The following is a 25,529-nucleotide window of genomic DNA, read 5'->3' as shown; positions in this document are numbered from 1 at the left end:
GCGGGGCAGCTCGGTGCGGTCGATCTCGTCGTCCGCATTGCGGTCCAGCGTCCGGAACCGCCGCGTCATCGAGCTGCCGAAATCCAGTCGCGACGTCACCGATGGCGGGGTGAACGCCGCCGCCTTCGCATCGGCGACCTTGCGCTTCTCGTCCGGCCCCGGCCCGCAGGCGGCCAGGGTGGTGGCCACCGCCAGCACCGCCGTCATTCCCGTGATGGTCTTCACCCGCATCGTCGCCCTCGATTGTTACGCATCCAGTTCAACGTCCCAATAGAGCCAGTCGTGCCATGTCTCATGCAGGTAATTCGGGGGAAAGGATCGGCCATGCTCCTGCAGGTGCCAGTTGGTCGGCCGGATCGGTTCGATATGCAGCGGCATCGCCGCCTGTTTCGGCGTCCGTCCGCCCTTGCGCAGATTGCACGGCGCGCAGGCGGTGACCACATTCTCCCATGTCGTCCGGCCCCCTTGCGCGCGCGGCACGACATGGTCGAACGTCAGGTCGCGGCCATGCCCGCAATATTGGCAGGCGAAGCGATCGCGCAGGAACAGGTTGAACCGGGTAAAGGCGGGAAATTGCGACGGCTTCACGAACTGCTTCAGCGCGATCACCGATGGCAGCTTCAGCGAGATCGACGCGCTGTGCACCTCGCGCTCGTAATGCGCGACGACATCCACGCGGTCGAGGAACATCGCCTTGACCGCGGTCTGCCATGGCCACAGGCTCAGCGGATAATAGGACAACGGCGTATAATCGGCGTTCAACACCAGCGTCGGACAGCCGTCCGGGTGTCGGATCAGGTCGGGATGAAACACGGGCCCTCCCAAGCAAAGTCGACGGCGGCTCTCGCCGATCGGCATGACGCTGTCATGACAGCCCGCCCATGACAGCACGGCGACCGATTCACGGTCAAGGGGGTGTCGTCACCCGCTTCGCGCCCAGCCCCACCGGCCGTCTGCATCTGGGCCATGCCTTCTCGGCCATCCGCGCCCACGACCACGCGGTCGAGCGCGGCGGCCGGTTCCTGCTCAGGATCGAGGATATCGACGGCACGCGTAGCCGGCCCGAGCATGTCGACACGATCCTCGCCGATCTGGCGTGGCTGGGCCTGACATGGGAAGGCCCCGTCTTCCAGTCGCAGCGCCTGCCCCTCTACCAGTCCGCGCTCGACCGGTTGAAGGCGGATCGCCTCGTCTACCCCTGTTTCTGCACCCGCGCCGAGATCGCCGCCAGCACCACCGCGCCGCACGGTCCCTCCCCCGCCTATCCAGGCACCTGCCGTCACTTGACCCCCGCCCAGGTCGCCGCCCGGATCGGCGAGCCGCATTGCTGGCGGCTCGACCTGCCTGCGGCGATGGCGGTGGCCGGTCCGCTCGACTGGCACGACGAGCATGCCGGCCGCATCGTCGCCGACCCCGCACCGCAGGGCGATGTCGTGCTGGCCCGCAAGGATGCCCCGGCCAGCTACCATCTCGCCGTCACCATTGACGATGCCGCGCAGGGCGTAACCGATGTGGTGCGCGGTATCGACCTGTTCGACGCGACCCATATCCACCGCCTGCTGCAGGCGCTGCTCGGCCTGCCGACGCCCGCCTATCACCATCACGCGCTGCTCGTCGGCACCGATGGCGAACGCCTCGCCAAGCGTCACGGCGCCCCTACGCTCGCCGCGATGCGGGCGGATGGAGCGGACGGCCCGGCGCTCGCCGCATCGCTGCGCGCCGGTCGCCTGCCCTCTGGCTTTTCGGCGGCGAATGCCTAGATTAAGCCCATGAACACCTTCCTGATAATCCTGCTGATCGCGGCCATGATCGCGACGGTCGTGGCGCTGGTCCGTGGGGTCATCGCCTTCCTCCAGGATTCGACCGCAGAGGTCAGGGGCGAAGGGCCGACGCGTGCCGCCCTGAAATCCAACCGGATGATGCAGCAGCGCATCTTCTTTCAGGCGGGTGCGATCCTGATCGTCGTGCTGATCTTCGCTCTCGCCGGTCAGAACTGATCGATCCGGCCGGGTGGTCAAGCTCAACAAGATTTACACGCGTACCGGCGACGACGGCACCACCGGTCTGGTCGATGGCTCACGCGTGTCGAAGGCCGATCCGCGCATGGCCGCGATCGGCGACGTGGACGAGGCGAACAGCGCGATCGGCGTCGCCCTCGTCACCATCGCCGCCGGTCCGGTGCGTGACGAACTGGCACTGATCCAGAACGACCTGTTCGATCTCGGCGCCGATCTGGCGACCCCGATCGGGATCGACGGGGCGTTACGGGTGATCCCCGCACAGGCCGCGCGGCTGGAACGCGCGATCGACGCGCTGAACGACCATCTGTCGCCGCTGACCAGCTTCATCCTGCCCGGCGGCGATCCCGGCGCGGCATCGTTGCATCTGGCCCGCGCGATCGTGCGCCGCGCCGAGCGATCGGTCGCCGCGGTCGGCGACGCGATCAGCCCGTCGGCGGCAACCTATATCAATCGACTGTCCGATTACCTGTTCGTCGCCGCGCGGGCACTGAACCAAAACGGGGCTGGCGACGTTTTGTGGGTTCCGGGGGGAACGCGCTGAGCCATCATGCTTCGCGTCGATCGATTGAGGTGCGGGGCATGATCCAGACGGCGATAGCGGGGCAAACCCATTCCCTGACCGAACGCTATGCGACGGTCCGCGCACTCAGCCTCGCATTGGCGGCGCCGCTGTCGGATGCCGACGCGACGGTCCAGTCGATGCCCGATGCCAGCCCGACCAAATGGCATCTCGCCCACACCACCTGGTTCTTCGAGACCTTCGTCCTGCGCGATCACGTCGCAGGTTACGCGTTGCACGACGAACGCTGGCCCTTCCTGTTCAACAGCTATTACGAGGCGGAGGGTCGCCGCCATGCCCGCGACCGGCGCGGCATGGTGACCCGCCCGACGCTGAACGAGGTTCGCGCCTATCGCGCCCATGTCGATGCCGCGCTGGTCGCTGCCCTGCCGACCCTGCCCGCCGCCGTGCAGGATCTGGTGGCGCTGGGTTGTCATCATGAGGAGCAGCATCAGGAATTGCTCGTCACCGACATCCTGCATCTCTTCGCCGAAAACCCACTGGAACCTGCCATCTGGCCCGCCCCGCGCAAGGTGCCGGTGGCGATGCCCGGCCCGATCGGCTGGATCGAGGGACTATCCGGCATCGTCGAGATCGGCCACACCGGCGATGGCTTTGCCTTCGACTGCGAAGGTCCGCGCCACCGGGCGCTGCTGTCCCCCCACGCGCTGGCCGATCGCACGATCACCAATGGCGAATGGGCGGCCTTCATCGCCGATGGCGGCTATCGCGAGGCGCGCTGGTGGCTGGCCGATGGCTGGAACTGGGTGAAGACCAACGCCATCACCGCGCCGTTATACTGGGAGGAACGCGACGGCGGCTGGACCCGCTTCGGCCTCGACGGTCGCCGCGCGATCGATCCCGCCGCGCCCGTCACCCATGTCAGTTTCTTCGAGGCGGACGCCTATGCCAGCTGGGCCGGCGCGCGCCTGCCGACCGAGGCGGAGTGGGAAGCCGCCGCCGCCCATCACGATCCCGCCGGCGGCAACCAGATGGACACCGCCGGGCCGGTCGAGCCACGCCCCGCCACCGGTCCCGCTTTTTTCGGCCCAGCCTTCTTCGGCAACGTCTGGGAATGGACCGGCAGCGCCTATCGCCCCTATCCCGGCTTCCAGGCCGCCGAGGGCGCGGTCGGCGAGTACAACGGCAAGTTCATGAGCGGGCAGTTCATCCTGCGCGGCGGCAGTTGCGCGACCCCGCGCGGCCATGCCCGTGCCAGCTACCGCAACTTCTTCTATCCGCACCAGCGCTGGCAGTTCACCGGCGTTCGCCTCGCGAAGGACCTCTGAACATGCTGAAGCCCGATATCGAGGATGGTCAGCGCAGCCTCGCCGATCCCGCCTTTCGCGCCGACGTGCTCGCCGGGCTGGAACGGCGCCCGCGCGCTATCCCCGCCCGCTGGTTCTACGACCGACGCGGGTCGGAGCTGTTCGAGGCGATCACCGATCTGCCCGAATATTATCCCACCCGGACCGAGATCGGCATCCTCGACCGCATCGGTGGCGAGGTCCGCGACCTTGTCGGCCCCGGTCGCGCCGTGGTGGAATTCGGCTCCGGCTCCTCGACCAAGACGCCGCTGCTGCTCCGCTGCGTCGAACCATCGGCCTATGTGCCGATCGACATCTCCGGCGATTTCCTGCGCGATTCGTCGAAGACATTGTCGGCCGCCTTCCCCGATCTGCTGGTGCTGCCGTTCGAGGCGGATTTCATGCGTCCGCTGGCGCTACCCCGCACCATCGCCGATGCGCCGAAGCTGGGCTTCTTTCCCGGATCGACCATCGGCAACATGACGCCGCTGATGGCCGCCGACCTGCTGCGCACCATGCGCGGCTCGCTCGGAGAGGGTGCGATGCTGCTGATCGGGATGGACCGGATCAAGTCGGCCGACATCCTCGTCCCCGCCTATGACGACGCCGCCGGCGTGACGGCGGCGTTCAACATGAACCTGCTCGACCGGATGAACCGCGAGCTGGACGGCACCGTCCCCCTCGATGCGTTCCGCCACGTCGCCCGCTGGAACGACGACCGCGCCCGCATCGAAATGCATCTGGAGGCGGTGCGCGATGCCGACTTCACCGTCGACAACCGCCCCTTCTCGATCTCGGCGGGCGAGACCATCCATACCGAGAACAGTCACAAATACGGCCCCCGCGATGCCCGCATCCTGCTGCGCGCCGGCGGATGGACGCCGGTGGCGGAATGGACCGACCCCGACGGCCTGTTCGCCGTCTACCTCGCCGAAGCCCAACCCGAACGCCCCGCGCCCTGATCGTTCCCCGGCGGGGGCCGGGGTCCAGTCGGGTGGACTGTTGTAACAGTCTCAGCAATCTCACCGGACCGTCATTGCGAGCGCAGCGAAGCAACCCGGTGTCCCGCGCGCTGCCTTGGATTGCTTCGCTACGCTCGCAATGACGAACTGTCAGTCGGCCATGTCCTACACAACCCGCAACGACTATAAGCCCAGAGGACCGCTCTTTCTCACCGTCCACCGACCGCCAGCCGGCTCCCCTCGCCTACGCGCGCACGATCGCGCACGCGTGGAGGGTGTGACTTTCGGGACTTTCCGCGTCATTTCCCCTGCGACCGCCACCGCTTGATGACCCGGCCGATGATCGCCTCCTCACCCCCGACGTCGCGCCACAATTGCGAGAACAACGGATCGTCGGACGCCGGCCGCTTCGCCTCCGCCAGCGCATCGAACGCCACCCGGATCGGGATCGCGACACCCTCGCCGCAGACGATTCCCTCCCGGTTGCGCAGCGCGGGGATCGAATCGAGGAAGCCGCGCGCACCCTCGGGCATCGCTGCCCGCACGAACGCCTGATCGCGATCGTTGTTGAGCCGCATGGAGATGATCGTGCCGCACTGCGACAGCACGCCCTCGGCCAGATCGGACGGCCGCTGCGTGATGAGGCCCAGCGAGACGCCGTATTTACGCCCCTCCTTCGCAATCCGCCCCAGGATGCGGCCGACCGCGCTGTCGGTTTCGCGGCCGGACGGGATGTACCGGTGCGCCTCTTCGCAGACGAGCAGGATCGGCCGCTGCGCCTCGCCCCGCGCCCAGATCGCATAGTCGAACGTCATCCGGCTCAGCATCGCGACGACCACCGCCGTGATGTCAGACGGCACACCCGATACGTCGACGATCGAAATCGGCTTCCCCTCGCCCGGCAAGCGAAAGATGCGGCGCAGGAACTCGGCCATCGTATCGGCGACCAGCATGCCGGAGAACATGAAGCCGTAACGGGGATCGGCCTTGATCTCGTCGATCTTGGTCTTCAGCCGCAGATAGGGCGCGGTATCGCCTGCCCGATCCATCTTGCCCATCTCCAGCGAGATCAGGCTGGTCAGGTCGGACAGCAGATACGGGATCGGCGCATCGACCGTCAGCTTGGGTATCTCCTGCCCCAGCCGGCTCTTCGCCTTGGCCATCAACAGGCATTTGGCCAGAATGTCGCCGTCGATCTGCCGCTGCGATCCCGATGTGGTCAGGAACACCTCGCAATGTTCCTCGAAATTCATCAGCCAGTATGGCATCTGCAAATTCGACACGTCGAAGATCGCACCGTTATTGCCGAACGCCGCGGCATATTCGCCGTGCGGATCGATCATCACGATATGGCCTTGCGGCGCCAGATCGCAGATGCGGTGCAGGATCAGCGCCGCCGCCGTCGATTTGCCGGTGCCGGTCGATCCGACCAGCGCGAAATGCTTGCCCAGCATCGCATCGACATACAGCGCCGCCCGCACGTCGGTGGTCGGATAGACGGTGCCGATCTCGATATGCGCGCGGTCCATCGCCGCATAGATCTGGCGAAGGTCGGCGGTGGTGACGGGAAACACCTCGCATCCCGGCATCGGATACCGCGTCACGCCGCGCCGGAAGCTATAGAGCTTGCCCGTCAGCCGTTCCTCGTCACCCTCGCCCAGAAAATCGATGTCTGCCGCGATCGTCGTGCCGGCCGCATCCTCCAGTTGCAGCGCGCGGACATTGGCGATCAGCCACGACCCGCCGACTCGCATCTTGATCTGGCTGCCCATCTGCCCCGCCGCCGCGACGACCGGATCGGGATGGCCGGCGATCCCGCTGACCGCCGCCCGGTCGATCAGCACGCGGCTCGACGACCCGGCGATCGCGAAGACCCAGCCGATCGACTGGCATGCATCCAGCGGTGTCGCCTGAACAAAGGCGTCGTGTCTGGGCAATTCGGACATCGGATGCTTTCACTGGTTGGGCACCGTCGATACCGGCCGACCGGTAAACATCGGATGACCACCGATGCTACAGCCGCCGCGCTACCCATCCCGCGAACCAGCCAAGCCCGACCGACAGCGCCACCGCCGTCAGGCCGTACAGGATCGACGATCGCTCGGCCGCCCGTGCCACGAACCGCTCGAACCCGGATTTGCGGATATCGATGTCCCGCACCGCCGCCGCCAGCACCCGGCCGTCGCGGATCAGGAACGTCTCCGCGGTGAAGCGTCCCACCGGCACCCGCGCCGGGATCGTGACCCGCGCCCGGTACAGCACGCCATCGGTGATCTCGACCGCATGCGGCGCCTCGACATACAGGCCCGCCCGACTCTTCAGGTCGACCAGCCCCCGGCCGAACCGGGCCTGCTCCTCGGCCGGCGCGGTCGACACCGGCGACAATTGCAGGCTGTCGAGCCCCAGTTCGTAGATCGCTCGCGTCCGGTCGTCGACCAGCTCCCCGATCGGCCGCGACGATGCGATCGCGTAGAAGGACGGTGCCGACCGATACCGGGCATGGTCCGCATTCACCCAGATGCCCGCGACCTTCTCCTTCTCGCGGATCAGGATCGATTCGGTCGGCCCCTTCACGACCACCACGACATCGGCCGGTCGCTCCCCCGCCGGCACGCGTCCACCGGGATACAGGATCGCCCCGAACAGCAGCAGGTCGGCGCCGGTGAAGCTGTAGACGATCTCGATCTCGCGCTGCGACACGTCCGGCACCAGCACCGGCTTCGCCTGCGCCAGCAGCAAGGGCGAGGTCAGCGCCAGGATCAGGGCGGCGACCTTCACGAGATGGTCACCGTGAAGATATCCTCCGGCCGCCACACCAGCCCCAGCAGGATGCGCACGCCGACCGCCAGCACCATCAGCGCCAGCGCCAGCCGCAGATATTCGGGCTTCACCTTGGTCGCCAGCCGCGCGCCGACCTGTGCCCCGACGACCGATCCGACCAGAAGCAGCCCCGCCAGCACGATATCCACCGCCCGCGTCGTCGTGGCATGCACCATCGTGGCGACGGCGGTGACGAACAATGTCTGGAACAGGCTGGTGCCGACCACCACCCCGGTCGCCATGCCGATCAGATAGATCATCGCCGGCACCAGGATGAACCCGCCGCCGATGCCCAGCAGGATCGTCAGCATGCCGGTCGCGAACCCCAGCAACAGCGGCGCCAGTGGCGAGATATACAGCCCCGACGCATAGAAGCGCGTCCGGAACGGCAGATACGCCACCAGCGGATGGTGCCGCCGCTTGCGCGCCCGCGGTGGTTCACCACGCCGCGACAGGCCGATCGCGACCAGCGATTCCTTCGCCATCAGGCCACCGATCGATCCCAGCATCAGCACATAGATGATGGCGATGACCGTATCGATCTGCCCCAGTTCCTGCAGCCGGCGGAATATCCATGCCCCCGCAAAGGTGCCCAGAATACCGCCTGCGACCAGCACGCCGCCCATCTTGAAATCGACGCCGCCGCGACGGACATGCGCAAAGACGCCCGACACGCTGGCACCCGTCACCTGACTGGCGGACGAGGCGGCGGCGACGGTCGGCGGGATGCCGTAAACGATCAGCAGCGGCGTGGTCAGGAAACCGCCGCCGACGCCGAACATGCCCGACAACAGGCCCACGCCGCCGCCGAGCAGCACGATGACCAGCGCATTGACCGACAGGTTGGCGACGGGAAGATACAGGTCCACGGCCCGACCCGTTAGCGCGGCTCTGCTTAAAAGTCGCTGCCGATCGTCAGCGCCGGCCCCGATCCGGGTCGCGCATCGCCCGCGATCCGCTGTCGCCAGTCGAGCGTCATCCGCACCGTCCGCTCGGCCACCGGCACCGCCAACGCGATACTGGGGCCGACATCCAGCCGCGCCGCACCGCGCTGCGCCCCGCCCCAGCCGCCGACGCCCAGATCGACACGGGCGCGCCCGATCGTCGCAACTGCTCTGGTCAACCGCGCCGCGCCATCGACAAACGGCTCGATCCGGTCACGGGCGATCGCCCCTGCCTGACCATAGGCCTCAAGCCGGAAACCGAATGCGACCGGCACCGGATCGACGCCGCCGATCACCATCAGCGCTGGGCCGCCCTTGCCGCCGTCCAACGCGATCCGCTGCTCGGCGATGACGTGCAGAGGCAGCGCCATCGGTTGCCAGTCGATGCCCAATGCCATCTCGCGTCCACGTCCTCGCAACGGGCTGGACACCCGCGCCGCCAGTGCGACCTGCCGCGCTTCTCCCAAGGCGTAGGTCAGGCGAAACCCCGCCTGCGATCCACCCAGCTGGCCGCCGGGCAGCGCGCCGCCGCGGCCGTTGCGGGCAATGCCCCAGATACTGCCGGCCAACCGGGCTGGTGCTGTCGCCAGTGGAACGGGTCGCTGGGGTGGCGGTTGGATCGGTGTAGCATCTGCTTCGACCTGCGCATTTGGTACGGCAGGCAAGGCAACGTTCGCTCTGGCCGCCACAAAGCTGGGCAACTCGGTCACCTCCGGCTGTTCGACGGTCGCAGCAAGCTCAGAAACGACACCCCGCTTTACCCCCGTCCGCAACGGCGCTTTCGCAAAGAACGACTCCGCCGCCGCCGGTGGCACGATCGCCCGGATCAGCGCCGGCACCGAATCGATCGTCGGCCACAACAGCGCCGCCCTCACTATCGTCCAGCTGCCCAGCGTGACCGCCAGAAAGCGGAACGGCCGCCCGCCCCTCACGACGCCACCGCATCGATCGGCTGGTCGAGCGCGGGAAACTCGTGCCGTGTCTTGTCCCACGCCGGCGCCGCCCCGCGCAGCATCCAGATATATCGCCAGATCGCCCGTCCGGCGGCAAGCAGCGCGATCAGATTGCCGACCACCAGCCGCGGCATCGACCACATCGCCTCTCGCCAGCCATAGGTCCGCCCCGTGAACGCCGCCCGCACGATCAGCCGCCAACCGAGGAGCCACGCATTCACGATCAGCAACAGCCGAACCGCATCGGGCATCGGCGTCACGGGCACGCCGGTCCAGCCATGGGACACAATCGACGCCAGCCACGCGACGATCGACAGATAAGCCGCCCCCAGCACCAGCACCGCGATCGGCGCGCGCCGGTCGCGCATCCGCATCCAGTGATCCACCATCGCCAGCGGCCGCGCCCAGCCGACCCGGTCCCAGCCGACCAACGCGATGCCGGTGATCCACCGCGCCTTCTGCCGGACCGCCGTGCCGAGCGTCGCCGGAAAATATGCCCGCACCGCCACCAGACCGCCCCGCTCGTCCGTCACCCGCGCGAACAATCCGCGCCCGCCCATCTCGGCGATGCGCAGCCCCAATTCGTAATCCTCCACCAAACTCGCCGGATCGAAGGGATCACCCCCGCGTACCGCTGCGATCCGGGCGATCATCGCCGGCGCCACTGCGCATCCCGTGCCCGCCAGCGGCATGCCCGCGCCAAGCGCGGTGCGAACCACCAGACTCTTGGCATGTGCCTCTGCGAACTCGTCCGCATAGTGACCGGACACCAGCCGCGATCCGCGCTTCACCAGCGGCAGCACCGGCAACTGCACCACCGCCCGCCCCTCGATCAGCGTGTCGAACACGGTCAATTCATCGGGATGGACGACATCCTCGGCGTCATGGAACACGATCGCCTTCGTGACGCGTGCGTCCGCCGCATCCGCCGCCAGCAAGGCATGCCATAACGTATTGAGACATCCGGCTTTCGTCGTCGGTCCGGGCGTATCGCCGATCACCAGCCTGATGCGGGGGTCAGTACGGGCCACCGCCGTCGCAGCGGCGATCGTCGGCCCGTCATTGGGGTATAGACCGACATAGATCCGGTAATCGTCATGGCGATACCGGTCGAGCGCGGTCGTCAGCATCGCGCCGATTACCGCTTCCTCGTCCCACGCCGGCACGAACACCGCCATGCGACCGGGCCGGGTCGGTGCCGACAGGGTCATCACCGACAATCGCCGACGTCCGCCTCGCCACGCCCGGCGGATCAGGAAAGCGGCATCGATCAGCAGGTCGTCGATACCGCCGATCAACAGGCCCACGCCGGCGAACAATATTGCTTCCCGCGCGATCGCGTCGATCGCCCCCTGCACTGCCCCCACCGCCGCCCCCCCCTGAAATTACGTCCGAAATGGACGTTTCAGAAGAATGTCGCAACGGGTCAGATCGGGGACCATTGTCCCAACGCGAGCCAGATATAACAACGGGTTGGGTTAACGAAAACGTCAAATGTTGGGGAGCGACAGGCCGGCCAGCCAGTCCCGCCGATACCGGTCTTACGGGGTATCGCGGTTACCGCCGCCGCCGCCGCCGGCACCCGCGGCGCCGACCGTACCGATATTGCCGAACAGATCCTGGAAGAACCCGCGCTGGCGACCCAGCGTCGGCGTCGTCTTGCCATAAGGCGTGATCGACGCCACCTGCTCGATGTCGCCGCGACGGATCGTCGTCACGTTACCGGCGGGGTCGAAGCTGATCTGGATGGTGATCTGCGATTTCACTCGCGGCGTCTGGAAGCCGTAATTGCGGCTGTCGCGCGCGATGTAATACCAGTCGCCGCCGGTGCCGGGCGCGAACTGGCCAGCGATGCTCGGCTTGCCCAGCACCTGCTGCACCGACTGGCGGGTATCGACGCCCGGCTGCACCGAATTGACCAGATCGGCATCGATCACATAGCCCTGGTGCGAACGCAGCGGCGCGCAGCCCCCGACGAGGACGCCGGCGACGAGACTCGCGGCGAGCGCGGCGCGGGCGGACGGGAAACGCATGAAAACACTCCAGGCGGGCGACGCTGGGGTACGAAGCGGCCACCGCCCGCGATTGCATCGGCCACCGAACGCCTCGATATGCGAGGAGCCGGCGGTGTACAAGTCGCACGGCATAGACGGGCGTGGAACATCAGACGTGGAACGATGGAGAGGATGCGGGGCTTGGACTGGCTGAAACGATTATGGCGACCACGGCGCGACGAGGCGACCATTCCGCTCTATCGCGCGATCGTCACCCGTGCGCGGGCCGAGCACTGGTACGTCGCCGGTGCCGTTCCCGATACGGTCGACGGCCGCTTCGATGCGATCGCCGCCGTCCTGTCTATCGTGCTGCTGCGGCTGGAACGGGAACCGGAGGGTGCCGCCCCCGCCACCGCGCTCGCCGAACATTTCGTCGACGACATGGATGCGCAGCTCCGCCAGATCGGCTTTGGCGACATGGTCGTCGGCAAGCAGGTCGGCCGGATGATGGCGGCCCTTGGCGGGCGCCTCGGCGCCTATCGCGACGCCTTTGCCGATGGCAGTCTGGAAGACGCACTGATCCGCAACCTCTATCGTGATGATGCCCCGTCGGCATCGGCGGTGGAGCATGTCGCGACCGAACTGCGGTGCCTGCACGACGATCTATCGACGCGACCGATCGCGACCTTGCTGAGCGGAGAACTGCCATGACCCCCGAATGGAGCCGGCCCGAACGGCTCGACACGATCGGTGAACAGGATCGCACGGTCGATATCGTCGCCGACGAGCACGAGCGCGCGGCACTGGCGCGTCGGTTCGGCATCGTCGCCATCGACGAACTGGCCGCGCACCTGATCCTCCGCCGGGAGGCAACGGGTATCCTGGTCACCGGCACCGTCACGGCTGCGCTGGTGCAGGCCTGTTCGATCACCGGCGACGCCCTTCCGATCGCGATCGACGAGCCCGTCGCGGTTCGCTTCGTCGAACCTTCCCTCAGCGGCGAGGAGATCGAACTGTCCGCCGACGCGCTCGACACGATCGAGATCGAGGGCGGTGCGATCGATCTGGGTGAAGCGGCGGCCGAAACGATGGCGCTGTCGCTCGATCCGTTCCCACGCGGACCAAATGCAGCGGCCGCCCTGAGGGACGCCGGCATCGTCAGCGAGGAAGAGGTCGTCCCCTTCAACGCCTTTGCCGGATTGAAGGCCAAGCTGGAGGGTCGCGACTGACATCGGACACGGCAGCTTGATCCATATCATCCGGCATCGGGACCCAAACCGTAAACTGTCGGTTAAGGACGAAAGGTCCAGAAATAGGGTCGAAAGGGTAAAGGCACGCTATGGCCGCACGCGATGACTGGACCGGTAAGGTCGCCAACGACATGCAAGGCATCTTTGCGTCTGCCGGTCTGGCCGGTGATCGCATCGATGACGCGCGGCTGTCCGGCAGCGCCTTTGGCTCGGTCAGGCGCGGGGCACCACCGCGACGCGCCCGCTGGCTGACGCTGGGCGCCCCCATCGCAGCACTCGTGACGGCGGGCTTCCTGTTCACGCAGATCGACACCGCATCACCCCTGAATGCCGCATCGACGCAGCACGTCACTCCCCGCAAGATCGACCATGTCGCGGCCTACACGGCGATCGCGCCATCGGCTGAGCCGCGCGTCGAGGATGCCGCTCTGCAAACGGCCGACCAGCCAGACGATGCGACGCCGTTGCCAGTTGCGAACGAGGAACGGATTGACGCCCCCCGCATCGTCAGGGTTGCGGCGAAGGTATCCGATGAACGACGACAACCTGCCGTTCGCCGCGTGGCTGTCCCGGCCGATGCAGGATCGCGGGCGGATGGTTGTCGCGCCGGTAGCACCGAGGATGCCTGCATCTATCGCGACGTTCGTGCCGCCGATCGACGTCTGCTCGTGGCATATCAGCGAGCGGTGCAAGCAGGCGTACCGCGTCGCGATCTGGTCGAGGTCCGCCGCGACTGGACGCGCGCATTGGCGATCTCGCTCGACGATCCCGATGAAACGATCCGCCGCTATGATGATCTGGCCGATCAGTTGCGCTATTTGACCGATGCCGGACCAGCGACCCGCTTCGTTGCCAGTGAATAACCGCCCGTGATGTGGACGAAGGCAGCCAGCGACATACCCTGGGGTACGAACGCGTCGGTAGCGGGTGAGCTGGTGTACGCGATCGGCGATGTGCATGGCCGATACGACCTGATGACCCGGTTGCTTGCCCGCATCGCGGACGATGTGAAGGCACGGGGCAACGGTCGGCGGCCGATCGTCGTTTTCTGCGGCGATTACGTCGATCGCGGTCCCGAATCGGCGAAGGTGCTGTCGGCGCTGATCTGGATGCGGACGCACGCCGAATTCGACCCTCATTTCCTGAAAGGTAATCACGAGGAAATGATGCTCGCCTATATCGACGATCCGATCGATGCGCGGGGGTGGCTGAACGTCGGCGGTAGGGAGACGCTGCAATCCTATGGCGTGACGCTGCCCGATCCCGCCGCGTCGGCCGACTATTACCGCGCGCGGGACGAGTTACTGGAACGGATGCCCGCCTCTCACCTGCGCCTGTTGCAGACGCTGTCGTTGTCGCACCGGATCGGCGATTACGCCTTCGTGCATGCCGGCGTACGACCCGGCATCCCTCTTCACCGTCAGGTCGCAGCAGACCTTTTGTGGATTCGCGATGATTTTCTCCATCACAAACGGCGGTTCGAGAAGATCATCGTGCATGGCCATAGCTGGGATTCGGACCAGCCGGTCATTCGCGAACAGCGCATCGGCATCGACACCGGTGCGTACAGGACCGGTGTGCTGACGGCGGTCCGGCTGGAGGACGGCCGGGTCGAATGTCTGCAGGCGCGGATCGATCAGCCGGGCGATCCGGTCCCATCGGTGTCAGCGACACTTTGAATTCTGCGACGAACCCTTTTAGGTTGCACCGCTGCCCCCGCTGGAGTTCGTGAGTGGAATGATAAAAATCCGGTTATGGGCGGCGCTGTGGGCGCTGACGACCCTGGCGCTTTCCCTGTTGTTGTTCGGCAGCCCGGTGGTGAAGATCGGCCTGCCGATCGCGCTTGCCCTGTCCTCCCTGTGTCTGGTGGCGATCGTACCATTCAATGCCCGCAAGCCGGGCGCCCGCATCCGGGTGGCGTTGGGCTGTGCGCTCTACTCGCTGGGAACGCTCGTCGCTCTGGGCGTGGCGATCGTGCAGCAAGCACCGTTGCCACTGGCGGCGCTGGTGCTGCTGTTCGCGCTGTTCGGCTTCTTCCTGACCGGCTGGGCGTGGTTCACCCGCAATCGTCAGCGGCGCGCCGGGTATTTCGACCGCGAGGATTAGCGGCCTATCCGGCGGTCGGCGCAAGCTGCGACGCGATCGACGCCTTGGTGACCATCGCGGTGCCGTTGGGGTCGATCGAGACGACCCAGGGATTGGTCCGATCGCACAGGACACCCCAGGCGGGACGGTTTTCGATCGGTGCGATCGCGAATTCGCGCGTCACATCCTGACACTCTTCACCCGCATCCCGGATTGCGCGCAGGAAGACGCCGGATCGCAATCTGGGCGATAGCGCCTTGATCCGGGCGGCATAGCCGCCGTCCGGTGCCGCCGTCGCGGTGTTCGCCACCGGCGCGGTGGCGGAGGTGCCGCCGTCGCACGCGGCCAGCATCAGCAGGGGCAACGACAAAGCGATCGGTCTGGACATCGAAGGGCCTCCTGATCGTGGAAACGAGTGTCGTTGCCACGGGTTGCTTCACTCTACCGTAATGACGCGTGTTTAACCTGACAGGAATATAGAAGCCGGCTAAACCGCTGAAGGTAAGTGGGAAGAATCGATGAGATCCAGATTCGTCGCGGCTGTCAGCCTGTTCGCTCTTCTCTCCGGATGCGGCGGCGGGGGCGATGACGGCGGCAATTTCACCGGATCGACCCCGACCGGCAGCGCCACGCCGACCCCCACCACCGCAGCCGGCTGTTCCCTGACGGAGCGACAGAACTGGGCGGCGGCGCAGTTGCGCGAATGGTATCTGTTCCCCGATCTGCTGCCGGCCACGCTCAGCCCCGCCGGATACACGACGGTCGACGATTACATCGACGCCCTGACCGCCACCGCCCGCAGCCAGCGGAAAGACCGGTATTTCACGTATCTGACGTCGATCAAGGCGGAGAACGCCTATTACGATGCGGGTGCGAGCGGTGGCTTCGGCATCCGCCTGTCCTACGACAACGCCAACCGCCGGGTCTTCGTGTCGGAGGCGTTCGAGGGCGCGCCGGCACTGGCCGCGGGGATCGATCGCGGTACCGAAATCCTCGCGGTCGGATCGAGCAGCGGCAACCTCGTCACCGTCTCGGCCTTGATGAGTGCGTCCGGCGCGGGGGGCGTGGTCGATGCGCTGGGTCCGGATACCGCCGGCACGACACGGGTGTTTCGCATCGCCAGCGCCAGCGGCGGCACACGCGAGGTGACGGTCGCGAAGGCGGATTATACGCTGGCGCCGATATCCTCCCGCTACGGTGCGCAGATCATCAGCGATGGCGGCAATCAGGTCGGTTACGTCAACCTGCGGACCTTCATCGAGACCGCCGACCCGGCGCTGCGCGAGGCGTTCGCGCGGTTCAAGGCAGCGGGCGTCACGCAGGTGATCGTCGATGTCCGGTACAACGGCGGCGGCCTCATCAAGATCGCGGAATTGTTCAGCGATCTGCTGGGCGGGGCGCGATCGACCAGCGAGGTGCAAAGTTATACCGTATATCGATCGGAGAAGTCGGCCAGCAACTCCACCCGCCTCTACCAGCGCCAGACGCAGGCGATCGCGCCGACGCGGATCGCGTTCATCGGCACCGGCGGCACCGCCTCGGCCAGCGAACTCGTCATCAATGCCGCGATCCCGTATCTGCGGGCCAATGCCGCTCTGGTCGGGACCAATACCTATGGCAAGCCCGTCGGCCAGATCGCCCGCGATTACGACAAGTGCGACGACCGCCTGCGTATCGTGGCACTGGCGACGCAGAACGCGTCGCGTCAGGGCGATTATTATGACGGCCTCGCCAGCAAGGTGGAGGCGAGCTGCCGGGCGACCGACGACACGACATATCAGATGGGCGACCCGCGCGAGGCATCGACCAGGGCCGCGCTCGACTTCCTGGCGGGCCGGGTGTGCAGCCCGATCACCGGCGATGCCAGCGCGCAGTCGGTCCGGGCCAGCGCCACGCGTACGCTGCTGTCGCCGACACGGCCGACGACCGCGCAGCGCGAGGTGCCGGGGCTGTTCTGACCGCCTCAGTCGAGCTTGCGGATCGTCTCGTCCAGCGTGGCGACGGTGATGCCGAACTTCTTGGCGGTCAGCCGGTTCTGCGCCGAGCGGCCGTCGGCGGCGATCGTCAGCCATTGTTCGACCGCGAAACCGCCGGTGCTGGTGAAGGCGAGATGCAGCCGGTCGCCGGTCGTCTCGCCGGTGATCGCGCCCTTCGCGTCGGTCAGCGTGCCGGTGTAGCGGCCGGGTGAGACCTCGCGGATGCGCCATTGGCGCGGCTTGGGGTCGGTGCCCTCGCGGGTGACGATCTGGTCGAGGATCAACGTGTCGCCGTCCATCCGGCCATGGCCCTGCACGTGCACGTCGTGGCCGGCGCGCAGCGCGACCTTGAACCGCCCCTTCCCCTCGGTCCTGCCGCTGAAGAAGCGCAGCGCGTCGAAGGTGGGCGGTGGTGGCGCCGCGGCGGTGAGCAGGGCGAGGGCCGGCAGGGCGGCGACAAGGAAGCGCATGACGGGAGAACGCGCGAAACGGCTTTCGGGTGGCGGCGGGCTGCTCTAGCGCGGACGGCGCAGCAGGAGCGATGGCGTGAGCGACGACGATTACATCTATGACGAGGCAAGCGGCGAGTGGGTCAGTGCGGCGGATGTGGCGACCGCCAGTGCCGAACAGACCGTCGAGGTGCGCGATTCGGTCGGCAACCTGCTGGCCGATGGCGATCAGGTGACGCTCATCAAGGATCTGACGGTGAAGGGCGCGGGCCAGACGCTGAAGCGCGGGACGCTCATCAAATCGATCCGGTTGACCGGCGACGCGCAGGAGATCGACTGCAAGTTCGACGGCATCAAGGGGCTGGTGCTGCGCGCCGAGTTCGTGCGGAAGCGTTGAGCGATGGGTGACGTGCGTCTTGATCCGACATGGCTGGAACCGCTGCGAGGGGAGTTCGACAGCGAGTACATGGCCGCGCTCCGCGCCTTTCTCGTCGCGGAGAAGCAGGCGGGCAAGCGCATCTTCCCGCCCTCGGCCGACTGGTTCCGGGCGCTGGACCTGACGCCGCTGCCGGCGGTGCGGGTCGTGATCCTGGGGCAGGACCCCTATCATGGCGAAGGGCAGGCACATGGCCTGTGCTTCTCGGTCCAGCCGGGGGTGAAGCCGCCGCCCAGCCTGCTGAACATCTACAAGGAACTGCGCACCGATTGCGGGATCGAGCCGGCGACGCATGGCCATCTGGAGCATTGGGCGAAGCAGGGCGTCCTGCTGCTGAACAGCGTGCTGACGGTGGCGAGCGGACAGGCGGCATCGCACCGCGACCGGGGCTGGGAGCGGTTCACCGACGCCGTCATCCGGCTGGTGGCGGCGAAGCCCGATCCGGTCGTGTTCATGCTGTGGGGCAGCTATGCGCAGAAAAAGGCGGCGTTCGTGAAGAACGACGGCACGCATCTGGCGCTGAAGGCGCCGCACCCCTCTCCCTTGTCGGCATACAACGGCTGGTTCGGCAGCCGCCATTTCTCGCAGGCCAATGCCTTTCTGACGAGCCATGGCGAGGCGGCGATCGACTGGGCGTTGCCGCCCGGCTGAGCCTTTCGCCCGTTCTGCATCCGTTCTATGATGGACCCATGCAGACGTCGTTCGGATTCGCGGTGCCGGATGTCGCGCGCTGGGCCGCGCTGCTGGCGCCGGTGCTGATGGGCGTGCCGCCCTTGCTGGTGCGACGGCCCGTGGGGCAACTGGTGAAGTCGATCATCAGCGGCCGGACGCAGGATGCGGTATCGCTGGCGGCCTATGACCGGCTGGTCGCGACGTTCGGCGGTCCCGGCCGGCTGGCGGTCGCGGAACCGGCGGCGGTGGCGCGGGTGATCGCGGACGTCACCTTCGCGGATGACAAGGCGGCGTATGTGGTCGGCGCGATGAAGGCATTGAAGGCGGGGCCGCTGGGCTTCGACCTCGATCCGCTGGGCGGATGGCCGCTGGACGAGGCGCTGGCCTTTCTGGAGACACTGCCCGGCGTGGGGCGAAAGGTGGCGGCCTCCACGCTGAATGCCAGTACGCTGGCGATGCCGGTGATGATCGTCGACGGGCATGTGCTGCGGGTACTCCAGCGGCTGGGCACCGTCGGCCCGCGCGGCGATATCCGCGACGCAAGCGAGACGGTGACGGGGGCGATGCCGGACTGGACGGGCGTGGACTTCCTGCATTTCCACATGGCGACGAAGCGGCTGGGGCAGACGATCTGCCGACCGGAAGCGCCGTTGTGCGATGCCTGTCCGCTCGCCGGCATCTGCCCCGGCGCGCTTGTTGCGAATAGAACTTCGCACTGATTCGCACTCAGACGGGCTTTTTACGTCGCTTCCTGCGGAAAGGATCGCGGGTCGCCGCTTCCCGCTTGGCCGCTTCCAGTTTGCGTTCGAACTCGGGGTCGACATCGGGCATCGTCGCGGGCGGCCGTTCGGGGTCCATATCGGGATCGCGGTGCCAGTGCGGCAGATTGCCGGGGTCGAGATCGGCGCACAGCAGCGCGGTATCGAGGTCGTCCGGCGCCATCAGGCGGTGCGGCTCGGCCGGCGGCACGGGATCGAGCAGCGCCAGCGCATCCTCGATCGCGACGGTCCGGCGCGACGGCGCGTAAGGCTCGGGCGATACCGGCCGGAAGCGATCGGGCATGTGGGCGCGCAACAGGAACATCGCGAGCCGGTCGCTGTAGCGGGTACGCGTGCCGATCACGTTGCCGGTGCGGTCATAGACCTTCTCATCGACCCCCTCGATCGCGCGGCGGGTGACGCTGTCGAGCAGCACCTGCATCGACTGGTCGAGCGCCGCATTCCATGCCGCGGCGAATCCCGCGCCGTCGCGGTCGCGGCGCAGCATATAGGCGCTGCGGGGCGACATATGGACCTCGCGCGCCGCCTGCGTCACCGACCCGGTATCGGCGAGCGCCTCGATAAAGGCTCGCTGCTTCTCGCGGGTCCAGCCATCAGGGCGGCGCTGGCGACGGACGGGGACCCAGTCATAGGCGGCCGGATCGAAGCCATGCGCGTCGAGCGCGCCGTCCTTGGCATCGGTGGCGGTGACGAGCGCGGTGCCGCGCGGCGAAGCGGGATCATGGTGGTCGGTCATGCCCGCCAACAAACGTGAATACCGGCGTGTAGGACAGAGGCGCCGCGATGCTGTTGGACGCTTTTGCGGAACGGTGTGGCCACCGCGCCTCCGTCAGCGGCATGTCTGTCATCGTCGGCGCAGGAGGTGTAGGGTCCGGCCGGGGCCTTCCGCCCCGATCGGAACCGGTCATGGCCAAGAGCCAGCAGAAGTCGAACAAGGAAGTCCGCAAACCCAAGGCGGCCAAGCCGCCCAAGCAGAACGCCTCTGACCCATCGACCAAGGATCGCCCGGTCGGCATCGTCGGCGGCCCCAAGGACTGACACCGTCCTGCCCCGGCGTCCGTGATCGGTGCGTCGGGGCGGATGCCGTTTGCGGGCGGCGGCACGATCGGTAGGGGTCGGGCGTTGGATCGCTTTCAGGAGACCGACATGGCCGAAGCATGGTGGAACGACACGCGCATCGCGGCGAGCGACGATATCGTCACGGTCGAGGGCAACAGTTACTTCCCGCTGTCGTCGGTCGATCCGGCGATGCTGAAGGACAGCGCGACGACGAGCGTATGCCCGTGGAAGGGCACCGCGCATTACTATACGCTGGTCGCGGGCGGCGCGGAGAACCGGGACGCGGCGTGGTATTATCCGGCGCCGAAGGATGCCGCGGCGGCGATTGCCGGGCGGGTGGCGTTCTGGAAGGGCGTGGTGGTGCGGTGAGATTGACATTGGACAATACGTTGTCCATGTTTTGATGATGCAGACCGTGACCTATTCCGAAGCGCGTGAGAATCTGAAGGCGGTGATCGACAAGGTCGCATCCGATCGAGCTCCCGTGATGATTACCCGGCAGCGGGGCGAGAACGTCGTCCTGATTTCCGCCAGCGAATGGGCGGGGATGGAGGAGACGCTGCACCTGATGGCATCGCCGGCCAATGCGAAGCATCTAATGGAGGGCATCGCCCGCCTCGATGCCGGCGAGGGCAAGGAACGGGCGTTGATCGAACCGTGAAATTGACGTTCGACGACGTCGCGTGGACCCAATATGTCGATTGGCTAAACGAGGATAAAAAGGTTGTGGCGCGGGTCAACGCGTTGATCGGCGAGTGCCTTCGCCATCCCTTTACCGGCACGGGCAAGCCCGAGCCGTTGCGACAGAACCTGACGGGTTGGTGGTCGCGACGAATTACTGGTGAGCATCGGCTGGTATACCGGGTGCGGGGATCGGGTGACGCGCAAGCACTTGAGGTACTGTCGTGTCGATATAATTATTAGCGTTTCGGAGAACAGCAACGATGCTATATAGCGAGCATGGCTTACCAAGAACCCCCCGGTAATAAATCCGCGGTACGACGTGCCGGACAAGCAATTTCTCTTGGGACCGCGACTGAAGACGATTATCTAATCGTCGATAAATGGCGCGCGGCTCATGGATATGTTATAAATACTTTCCAAGCGTGGCTTAAAGGTCACATTAATAAGCGAGAAAACTATATCGAGTTTGCCCAGCGCCTTAAGCGCAGGAACACGGTTATAGACAAGCTAAAGCGTAAGAATAGTGTAGGTGATTCCTTGATTGCCGATGTCTCCGCAATGCATGATTTTGCGGGATGTCGAATGATATTTAACGATATTCAACAACTTGTAGAGTTTCGATCATATATACATTCCTCTCAAGTCATGAGAAATGTAGAACATGTTCTTCGGCACGAACCAGATAAGTATAATTATATTGATCGCCCCAAGTCTACTGGATACCGCGGAATACACGATGTCTACCGGCATTTCCCAAGAGGAAGTACGCGAAGTCAGGAAAAAAAGCCTTGGGACGGACTTCTCGTTGAACTTCAATATCGGACACGCGCCCAACATGCTTGGGCGACTGCCGTAGAAATATCAGACCTGCTGGACGGCGAACGGACGAAATTTGAAGTAGATACAAGCGAACGAGGCCAATTTTTTGCAATCGCAAGCGAAATAATAGCTCGCCGCCACGAGGGTCTTTCAAACGCCTTTATTGATGTACCAACACAAACCCTACAATCAAATCTGCAGCAACTCGAAGAAAAAATGGGAATTTTAAGGCGCCTTGAACTACTGAAACAGTTTGAAGATGAAGAGAATCTTCAAAATCACAACGTACTTAACATTCATCGTCGCCCGGATGGGTCGCTAGAATTGGAAGTGCTACCTTTTAAAACTGCTGCAAGTGCTATTGCAAAAGCAAGCGCACTTGAAGCAAGTGAAGAAAGTGTCAATGCAGTTTACGTCCGATCAGACAATCCAAAGCAGCTTAGATCAGCTTATCGAAATTACTTTTATGATCCGATCGATTTCGTCAAAATAATTCAGGCAGAGGGCGGCTTGTAATATAATTAAGAGGTCACTCCGCCGGCAGGTAAACCTCCCCGCCCTTCTCCCGGAACTTCTCGCTCATTTCGGCCATGCCGCGTTCCGCGTCGGCGATCGTGTGGCCGGTGGCGAAGATCGCGCGGTCGGCGTCGGCCTGATCCGCTACCGCACCCGCCGCCAGGAACGTGTCGGCGGGCTGGTTCTGCTTGGCGGCGAATTCGCGGACTTCGGCGGTGATCTTCATCGAGCAGAATTTGGGGCCGCACATCGAGCAGAAATGCGCGGTCTTGGCGCCTTCTGCCGGCAACGTCTGGTCGTGATAGTCCTCGGCCGTGTCGGGGTCGAGCGACAGGTTGAACTGGTCGCGCCAACGGAAGTCGAAGCGGGCGCGGCTGAGGGCGTCGTCGCGCATCTGGGCGGCGGGGTGGCCCTTGGCGAGATCGGCGGCGTGGGCGGCCAGCTTGTACGTCACCACGCCGACCTTCACGTCGTCGCGGTCGGGCAGGCCGAGATGCTCCTTGGGCGTGACGTAGCAGAGCATCGCGGTGCCGTACCAGCCGATCATCGCGGCGCCGATGCCGCTGGTGATGTGGTCGTATCCGGGCGCGATGTCGGTGGTTAGCGGCCCGAGCGTGTAGAAAGGCGCCTCGCCGCAAACCTGCAGCTGCTTTTCCATGTTCTCCTTGATCTTGTGCATCGGCACGTGGCCGGGGCCTTCGATCATGACCTGCACGTCGCTTTCCCACGCGCGGTGGGTGAGTTCGCCGAGCGTGTAGAGCTCGCTGAACTGCGCCTCGTCATTGGCGTCGGCGATGCTGCCGGGGCGGAGGCCGTCGCCGAGCGAATAGGCGATGTCGTACGCCTTCATGATCTCGGTGATCTCGTCGAAGCGTTCGTAGAGGAACGATTCCTTGTGATGGCTGAGGCACCATTTCGCCATGATGCTGCCGCCGCGCGAGACGATGCCGGTGACGCGCTTTGCGGTCATCGGGATATAGGCGAGGCGGACGCCGGCGTGGATCGTGAAATAATCGACGCCCTGTTCGGCCTGTTCGATCAGCGTGTCGCGGAACACCTCCCAGGTCAGGTCCTCGGCGATGCCACCGACCTTTTCCAGCGCCTGATAGATCGGCACGGTGCCGATCGGCACGGGGCTGTTGCGGATGATCCATTCGCGGGTGTCGTGGATGTTGCGCCCGGTGGACAGGTCCATGACGGTGTCGGCGCCCCAGCGGATCGACCAGACGAGCTTGTCGACCTCTGCCGCGACGTTGCTGGCGACCGCGGAGTTGCCGATATTGGCGTTGATCTTGACCAGGAAATTGCGGCCGATCGCCATCGGTTCGGATTCGGGGTGGTTGACGTTGTTGGGGATGATCGCGCGGCCGCGGGCGACCTCGTCACGGACGAATTCCGGCGTGACGAAGTCGGGAATGCTCGCACCGAAGCTCTCGCCGTCGCGGACATAATCCTTCAGCATGGCACGGCCGAGATTTTCGCGGGTGGCGACATATTCCATCTCGGGCGTGATGATGCCGCGACGGGCATAGTGCATCTGGCTGAGGTTCATGCCGGGCTTGGCGCGCAAGGGGCGCTTGATGCTGCCGGGAAATTGCGGGACGCCGCCGGAACGGTCGGGGCCGAGCTGGCCGTTATCCTCCGGCCGAAGTTCGCGGGCGTCGTAGGATTCGACGTCGTCGCGTGCCTCGATCCACGAACGGCGCAGTTGCGGCAGGCCGGCCTGGATGTCGATGTTCGCCTTGGGATCGGTGTAGGGGCCGCTGGTGTCGTAGACGCGCAAGGGCGGCTCGTTCGCCGATGGATCGAGCACGATCTCACGCATGGCGACGCGGACGTCGGGGCTGGTGGGGACGGCGACGTGGATCTTGCGGCTGCCCCGGATCGGGCCGGTGGTGACGCCGATTTCGGTGCGGGCTTGAATGTCGGCCATGTCGTCTCTCCAAAGATCGGAGAGCGGGCACGGATTTCGGGTGAAAACCGCTCCCTCCCTCCGCCGGTGTCAACCGGATCAGGTTCGGCGGGTCGCAACCTGCTGGCTGCCTCTCAAGCGCGCATGAGCGCTCCCCCGGGGATGGCGCCAGCATAGGCGCGTGTCGAGGCGGCCACAAACGAAAAGGGGCCGCGCCGATGTAGCGCGACCCCCTCTCCGGTCGGAGCTGGTAGAAACTCAGGCGGTAGTGCGGACCGCGCCGTTGATACCGGCGGGAAAGAAGCCGCCGCTGCTCGTGCCGGCCGCGCCGTTCAGGTACACGATGTTGAGCACCTGGCTGGGCGAACGGACGAAGGCGATGCCGTTGGCATCGGTCGGCACGATGTTCGAGATCGCGTTCGTGGCACCGACGATACCCTGATCGCGCGAGGAGCCCTGATTGAGCAGACCGGTGTTCGCTGTACCGTCCAGCGTGTCACGCGCTGCCGAGATTTGACCGGTGGCGGTGATGAGCGACTGATTGCTCAGGCCCTTACGGTAGAGGACGGTGCGGATGAGACCGGCATGATATGCCTCGGCCGCATGGATGCCGGCCGCCGCCTCGATCAGCGCCGGGGTGCTGAGCAGCTGGACGCCGCCCATATAAGCCGTGACCCCGACATCCTCGAAGATGAACGCGCCGAGGAGGAAGGCCTCGTCCGATGCGTAGGGATCGAAGGTGGCGGTGCTGGCGACCACGCCGGAGGCGCGGGCGGCGACTGTGAACGAACCCGTGGCGTCACCCGAGATGTTGATCGCCGGTTGAGCGGCGGCCGCGGTCGCACCGATCGCGTTGCGCAGATAGGTGACGTGCGCGATCTCGTCATAGGCGATTTCACGCGCGTACTGAGCCACGACCGGATCGGTGAACTGCACCTGACGCGGGCGACCCGCCGTGGCGGTACCCGACGGTAACACGACCGACCCCTGCGTACCGACACCGGCGGTCAGCGTGCTGCTGATCGGCGTGCCGAACGCGGCGTAGCTGTAGAAATTGGCTTCGAGATATTCGAGCTGCAACGCGAAGTTGAGTACGTCGACCTCGGACACGCCGGTCGTGGCGGTGGGGGTCGGCGTCGGCGTGACGACGGGATCGTCGTCATCGTCGTTACAGGCGGCCAGCATCGACAGGCCACCGGCGGCGACGGCGGCACCACCGGCCATCCGCATGAACCGGCGGCGTTCCAGGCGACGCTTGGCGTTGGCTTCTTCGATCACGTCCAGAATGAAGCGTTCTTCGCTCATGACAGGTCCTCCCTAGAGGAAAAAGTT

Annotated in this window: 31 protein-coding genes, 1 pseudogene and 1 riboswitch; of the genes and pseudogenes, 19 read left to right on the top strand and 13 right to left on the bottom strand. The window is 65.7% G+C overall.

From position 1 onward, the window contains the following. A pseudogene (locus tag JAO74_RS13910) lies at positions 1-225 on the bottom strand (hypothetical protein); the annotation flags it as partial. A 21-nt stretch (positions 226-246) separates the two neighbouring features. Further along, entirely contained in the window at positions 247-813 is a 567-nt protein-coding gene (locus tag JAO74_RS13905; protein WP_056533186.1) for an HNH endonuclease, read from the bottom strand. Positions 814-881: 68 nt separating this feature from the next. Here JAO74_RS13905 and gluQRS point away from each other — a divergent pair, with 68 nt between their 5' ends. Genes gluQRS through egtD form a run of 5 tightly spaced genes read left to right on the top strand, consistent with a single transcriptional unit; the run spans position 882 to position 4,849 of the window. After that, on the top strand, positions 882-1,760 hold the full coding sequence (gluQRS, locus tag JAO74_RS13900) for a tRNA glutamyl-Q(34) synthetase GluQRS (RefSeq protein WP_199039138.1): 879 nt from the start codon (positions 882-884) through the stop codon (positions 1,758-1,760). 9 nt (positions 1,761-1,769) lie between these two features. Continuing rightward, positions 1,770-1,997 carry a twin transmembrane helix small protein gene (locus JAO74_RS13895; RefSeq protein ID WP_199039135.1) on the top strand — a complete coding sequence of 76 codons (228 nt, stop codon included), beginning with the start codon at positions 1,770-1,772 and terminating at the stop codon, positions 1,995-1,997. A 13-nt stretch (positions 1,998-2,010) separates the two neighbouring features. Beyond that, on the top strand, positions 2,011-2,562 hold the full coding sequence (locus JAO74_RS13890; RefSeq protein WP_199039132.1) for a cob(I)yrinic acid a,c-diamide adenosyltransferase: 552 nt from the start codon (positions 2,011-2,013) through the stop codon (positions 2,560-2,562). A gap of 38 nt (positions 2,563-2,600) precedes the next feature. After that, positions 2,601-3,869, top strand: a complete 1,269-nt coding sequence (gene egtB / locus JAO74_RS13885; protein WP_199039129.1) for an ergothioneine biosynthesis protein EgtB — start codon at positions 2,601-2,603, stop codon at positions 3,867-3,869. A 2-nt stretch (positions 3,870-3,871) separates the two neighbouring features. Next, the gene (egtD, locus tag JAO74_RS13880) at positions 3,872-4,849 is read left to right on the top strand and encodes an L-histidine N(alpha)-methyltransferase (RefSeq protein WP_199039126.1); all 978 of its coding nucleotides are present in this window, start codon (positions 3,872-3,874) and stop codon (positions 4,847-4,849) included. Positions 4,850-5,148: 299 nt separating this feature from the next. On the opposite strand, the gene JAO74_RS13875 is transcribed toward egtD, so the two are convergent. The 6 genes from JAO74_RS13875 to JAO74_RS13850 all read right to left on the bottom strand — a co-directional run bounded on the left by JAO74_RS13875 (position 5,149) and on the right by JAO74_RS13850 (position 11,599). Beyond that, the gene (locus tag JAO74_RS13875; RefSeq protein ID WP_199039123.1) at positions 5,149-6,795 is read right to left on the bottom strand and encodes an ATP-binding protein; all 1,647 of its coding nucleotides are present in this window, start codon (positions 6,793-6,795) and stop codon (positions 5,149-5,151) included. Positions 6,796-6,862: 67 nt separating this feature from the next. Beyond that, positions 6,863-7,627, bottom strand: coding sequence for a TIGR02186 family protein (locus tag JAO74_RS13870; RefSeq protein ID WP_199039120.1), 765 nt, complete (start codon positions 7,625-7,627; stop codon positions 6,863-6,865). Then, complete coding sequence (locus JAO74_RS13865) at positions 7,624-8,538, bottom strand: sulfite exporter TauE/SafE family protein (RefSeq protein ID WP_199039117.1); 915 nt, start codon at positions 8,536-8,538, stop codon at positions 7,624-7,626. Before JAO74_RS13865 ends, JAO74_RS13870 begins: the two co-directional genes overlap by 4 nt. Positions 8,539-8,564: 26 nt before the next feature. Continuing rightward, positions 8,565-9,545, bottom strand: a complete 981-nt coding sequence (locus tag JAO74_RS13860; RefSeq protein ID WP_199039114.1) for a hypothetical protein — start codon at positions 9,543-9,545, stop codon at positions 8,565-8,567. Further along, on the bottom strand, positions 9,542-10,933 hold the full coding sequence (locus tag JAO74_RS13855; RefSeq protein ID WP_199039110.1) for a glycosyl transferase family protein: 1,392 nt from the start codon (positions 10,931-10,933) through the stop codon (positions 9,542-9,544). Before JAO74_RS13855 ends, JAO74_RS13860 begins: the two co-directional genes overlap by 4 nt. A 174-nt stretch (positions 10,934-11,107) precedes the next feature. Further along, entirely contained in the window at positions 11,108-11,599 is a 492-nt protein-coding gene (locus JAO74_RS13850; RefSeq protein WP_199039107.1) for an outer membrane protein assembly factor BamE, read from the bottom strand. A gap of 153 nt (positions 11,600-11,752) precedes the next feature. Between JAO74_RS13850 and JAO74_RS13845 the strand changes: the two genes are divergently transcribed. The 5 genes from JAO74_RS13845 to JAO74_RS13825 all read left to right on the top strand — a co-directional run bounded on the left by JAO74_RS13845 (position 11,753) and on the right by JAO74_RS13825 (position 14,916). Next, positions 11,753-12,271, top strand: a complete 519-nt coding sequence (locus tag JAO74_RS13845) for a ubiquinol-cytochrome C chaperone family protein (RefSeq protein WP_199039104.1) — start codon at positions 11,753-11,755, stop codon at positions 12,269-12,271. Then, positions 12,268-12,789, top strand: coding sequence for a YceD family protein (locus tag JAO74_RS13840; protein WP_199039101.1), 522 nt, complete (start codon positions 12,268-12,270; stop codon positions 12,787-12,789). The genes JAO74_RS13845 and JAO74_RS13840 overlap by 4 nt, the downstream gene beginning before the upstream one ends. 110 nt (positions 12,790-12,899) lie before the next feature. Next, positions 12,900-13,673, top strand: a complete 774-nt coding sequence (locus tag JAO74_RS13835; protein WP_199039098.1) for a hypothetical protein — start codon at positions 12,900-12,902, stop codon at positions 13,671-13,673. Between the two features lie 9 nt (positions 13,674-13,682). Further along, on the top strand, positions 13,683-14,489 hold the full coding sequence (locus JAO74_RS13830) for a metallophosphoesterase family protein (protein ID WP_199039094.1): 807 nt from the start codon (positions 13,683-13,685) through the stop codon (positions 14,487-14,489). Between the two features lie 58 nt (positions 14,490-14,547). Beyond that, positions 14,548-14,916, top strand: a complete 369-nt coding sequence (locus JAO74_RS13825; protein ID WP_199039091.1) for a hypothetical protein — start codon at positions 14,548-14,550, stop codon at positions 14,914-14,916. 4 nt (positions 14,917-14,920) lie between these two features. Here the strand turns inward: JAO74_RS13825 and JAO74_RS13820 are convergent, their stop codons facing one another. Beyond that, positions 14,921-15,283 (bottom strand): hypothetical protein, encoded by a 363-nt coding sequence (locus tag JAO74_RS13820; RefSeq protein ID WP_199039088.1) that lies wholly within the window; start codon positions 15,281-15,283, stop codon positions 14,921-14,923. Between the two features lie 130 nt (positions 15,284-15,413). Here JAO74_RS13820 and JAO74_RS13815 point away from each other — a divergent pair, with 130 nt between their 5' ends. Beyond that, a complete protein-coding gene (locus JAO74_RS13815) occupies positions 15,414-16,853 on the top strand; it encodes a S41 family peptidase (RefSeq protein WP_199039085.1) in 1,440 nt (479 codons plus the stop codon). A 5-nt stretch (positions 16,854-16,858) separates the two neighbouring features. Here the strand turns inward: JAO74_RS13815 and JAO74_RS13810 are convergent, their stop codons facing one another. Next, on the bottom strand, positions 16,859-17,341 hold the full coding sequence (locus JAO74_RS13810; protein ID WP_199039082.1) for a DUF3833 family protein: 483 nt from the start codon (positions 17,339-17,341) through the stop codon (positions 16,859-16,861). Between the two features lie 76 nt (positions 17,342-17,417). Here JAO74_RS13810 and JAO74_RS13805 point away from each other — a divergent pair, with 76 nt between their 5' ends. Genes JAO74_RS13805 through JAO74_RS13795 form a run of 3 tightly spaced genes read left to right on the top strand, consistent with a single transcriptional unit; the run spans position 17,418 to position 19,147 of the window. Continuing rightward, on the top strand, positions 17,418-17,717 hold the full coding sequence (locus tag JAO74_RS13805; protein WP_199039079.1) for an alkylphosphonate utilization protein: 300 nt from the start codon (positions 17,418-17,420) through the stop codon (positions 17,715-17,717). A 3-nt stretch (positions 17,718-17,720) separates the two neighbouring features. Further along, a complete protein-coding gene (gene ung, locus JAO74_RS13800; protein WP_199039076.1) occupies positions 17,721-18,407 on the top strand; it encodes a uracil-DNA glycosylase in 687 nt (228 codons plus the stop codon). Between the two features lie 38 nt (positions 18,408-18,445). Next, entirely contained in the window at positions 18,446-19,147 is a 702-nt protein-coding gene (locus JAO74_RS13795; RefSeq protein WP_199039073.1) for an endonuclease III domain-containing protein, read from the top strand. Between the two features lie 7 nt (positions 19,148-19,154). Here JAO74_RS13795 and JAO74_RS13790 read toward each other — a convergent pair whose 3' ends face one another. After that, positions 19,155-19,943, bottom strand: a complete 789-nt coding sequence (locus JAO74_RS13790; protein WP_199039070.1) for a helix-turn-helix domain-containing protein — start codon at positions 19,941-19,943, stop codon at positions 19,155-19,157. Positions 19,944-20,113: 170 nt separating this feature from the next. Here JAO74_RS13790 and JAO74_RS19090 point away from each other — a divergent pair, with 170 nt between their 5' ends. The 5 genes from JAO74_RS19090 to JAO74_RS13770 all read left to right on the top strand — a co-directional run bounded on the left by JAO74_RS19090 (position 20,114) and on the right by JAO74_RS13770 (position 22,285). Next, positions 20,114-20,245: a hypothetical protein gene (locus JAO74_RS19090; RefSeq protein WP_269845947.1), complete on the top strand. Its 132-nt coding sequence runs from the start codon at positions 20,114-20,116 to the stop codon at positions 20,243-20,245. 108 nt (positions 20,246-20,353) lie between these two features. Beyond that, positions 20,354-20,635, top strand: coding sequence for a DUF427 domain-containing protein (locus JAO74_RS13785; RefSeq protein WP_199039067.1), 282 nt, complete (start codon positions 20,354-20,356; stop codon positions 20,633-20,635). A gap of 34 nt (positions 20,636-20,669) precedes the next feature. After that, positions 20,670-20,927 (top strand): type II toxin-antitoxin system Phd/YefM family antitoxin, encoded by a 258-nt coding sequence (locus JAO74_RS13780; protein ID WP_233151000.1) that lies wholly within the window; start codon positions 20,670-20,672, stop codon positions 20,925-20,927. Further along, positions 20,924-21,190 (top strand): Txe/YoeB family addiction module toxin, encoded by a 267-nt coding sequence (locus tag JAO74_RS13775; protein ID WP_199039061.1) that lies wholly within the window; start codon positions 20,924-20,926, stop codon positions 21,188-21,190. Before JAO74_RS13780 ends, JAO74_RS13775 begins: the two co-directional genes overlap by 4 nt. Before the next feature lie 36 nt (positions 21,191-21,226). After that, positions 21,227-22,285: a RelA/SpoT domain-containing protein gene (locus tag JAO74_RS13770; RefSeq protein WP_199039058.1), complete on the top strand. Its 1,059-nt coding sequence runs from the start codon at positions 21,227-21,229 to the stop codon at positions 22,283-22,285. Positions 22,286-22,298: 13 nt separating this feature from the next. Here JAO74_RS13770 and thiC read toward each other — a convergent pair whose 3' ends face one another. Together thiC and JAO74_RS13760 are read right to left on the bottom strand one after the other, a co-directional pair. Further along, on the bottom strand, positions 22,299-24,218 hold the full coding sequence (thiC, locus tag JAO74_RS13765) for a phosphomethylpyrimidine synthase ThiC (RefSeq protein ID WP_199039055.1): 1,920 nt from the start codon (positions 24,216-24,218) through the stop codon (positions 22,299-22,301). Between the two features lie 38 nt (positions 24,219-24,256). Next, a riboswitch (TPP riboswitch) is annotated at positions 24,257-24,365 on the bottom strand. 90 nt (positions 24,366-24,455) lie between these two features. After that, positions 24,456-25,502, bottom strand: a complete 1,047-nt coding sequence (locus JAO74_RS13760) for a ferritin-like domain-containing protein (RefSeq protein WP_199039052.1) — start codon at positions 25,500-25,502, stop codon at positions 24,456-24,458. Positions 25,503-25,529 lie beyond the last annotated feature (27 nt).

This window comes from Sphingomonas mollis (genome assembly GCF_016427505.1).
In the GTDB taxonomy this organism is placed as follows: domain Bacteria; phylum Pseudomonadota; class Alphaproteobacteria; order Sphingomonadales; family Sphingomonadaceae; genus Sphingomonas; species Sphingomonas mollis.
This window is presented reverse-complemented; position numbering and strand designations above follow the sequence as displayed.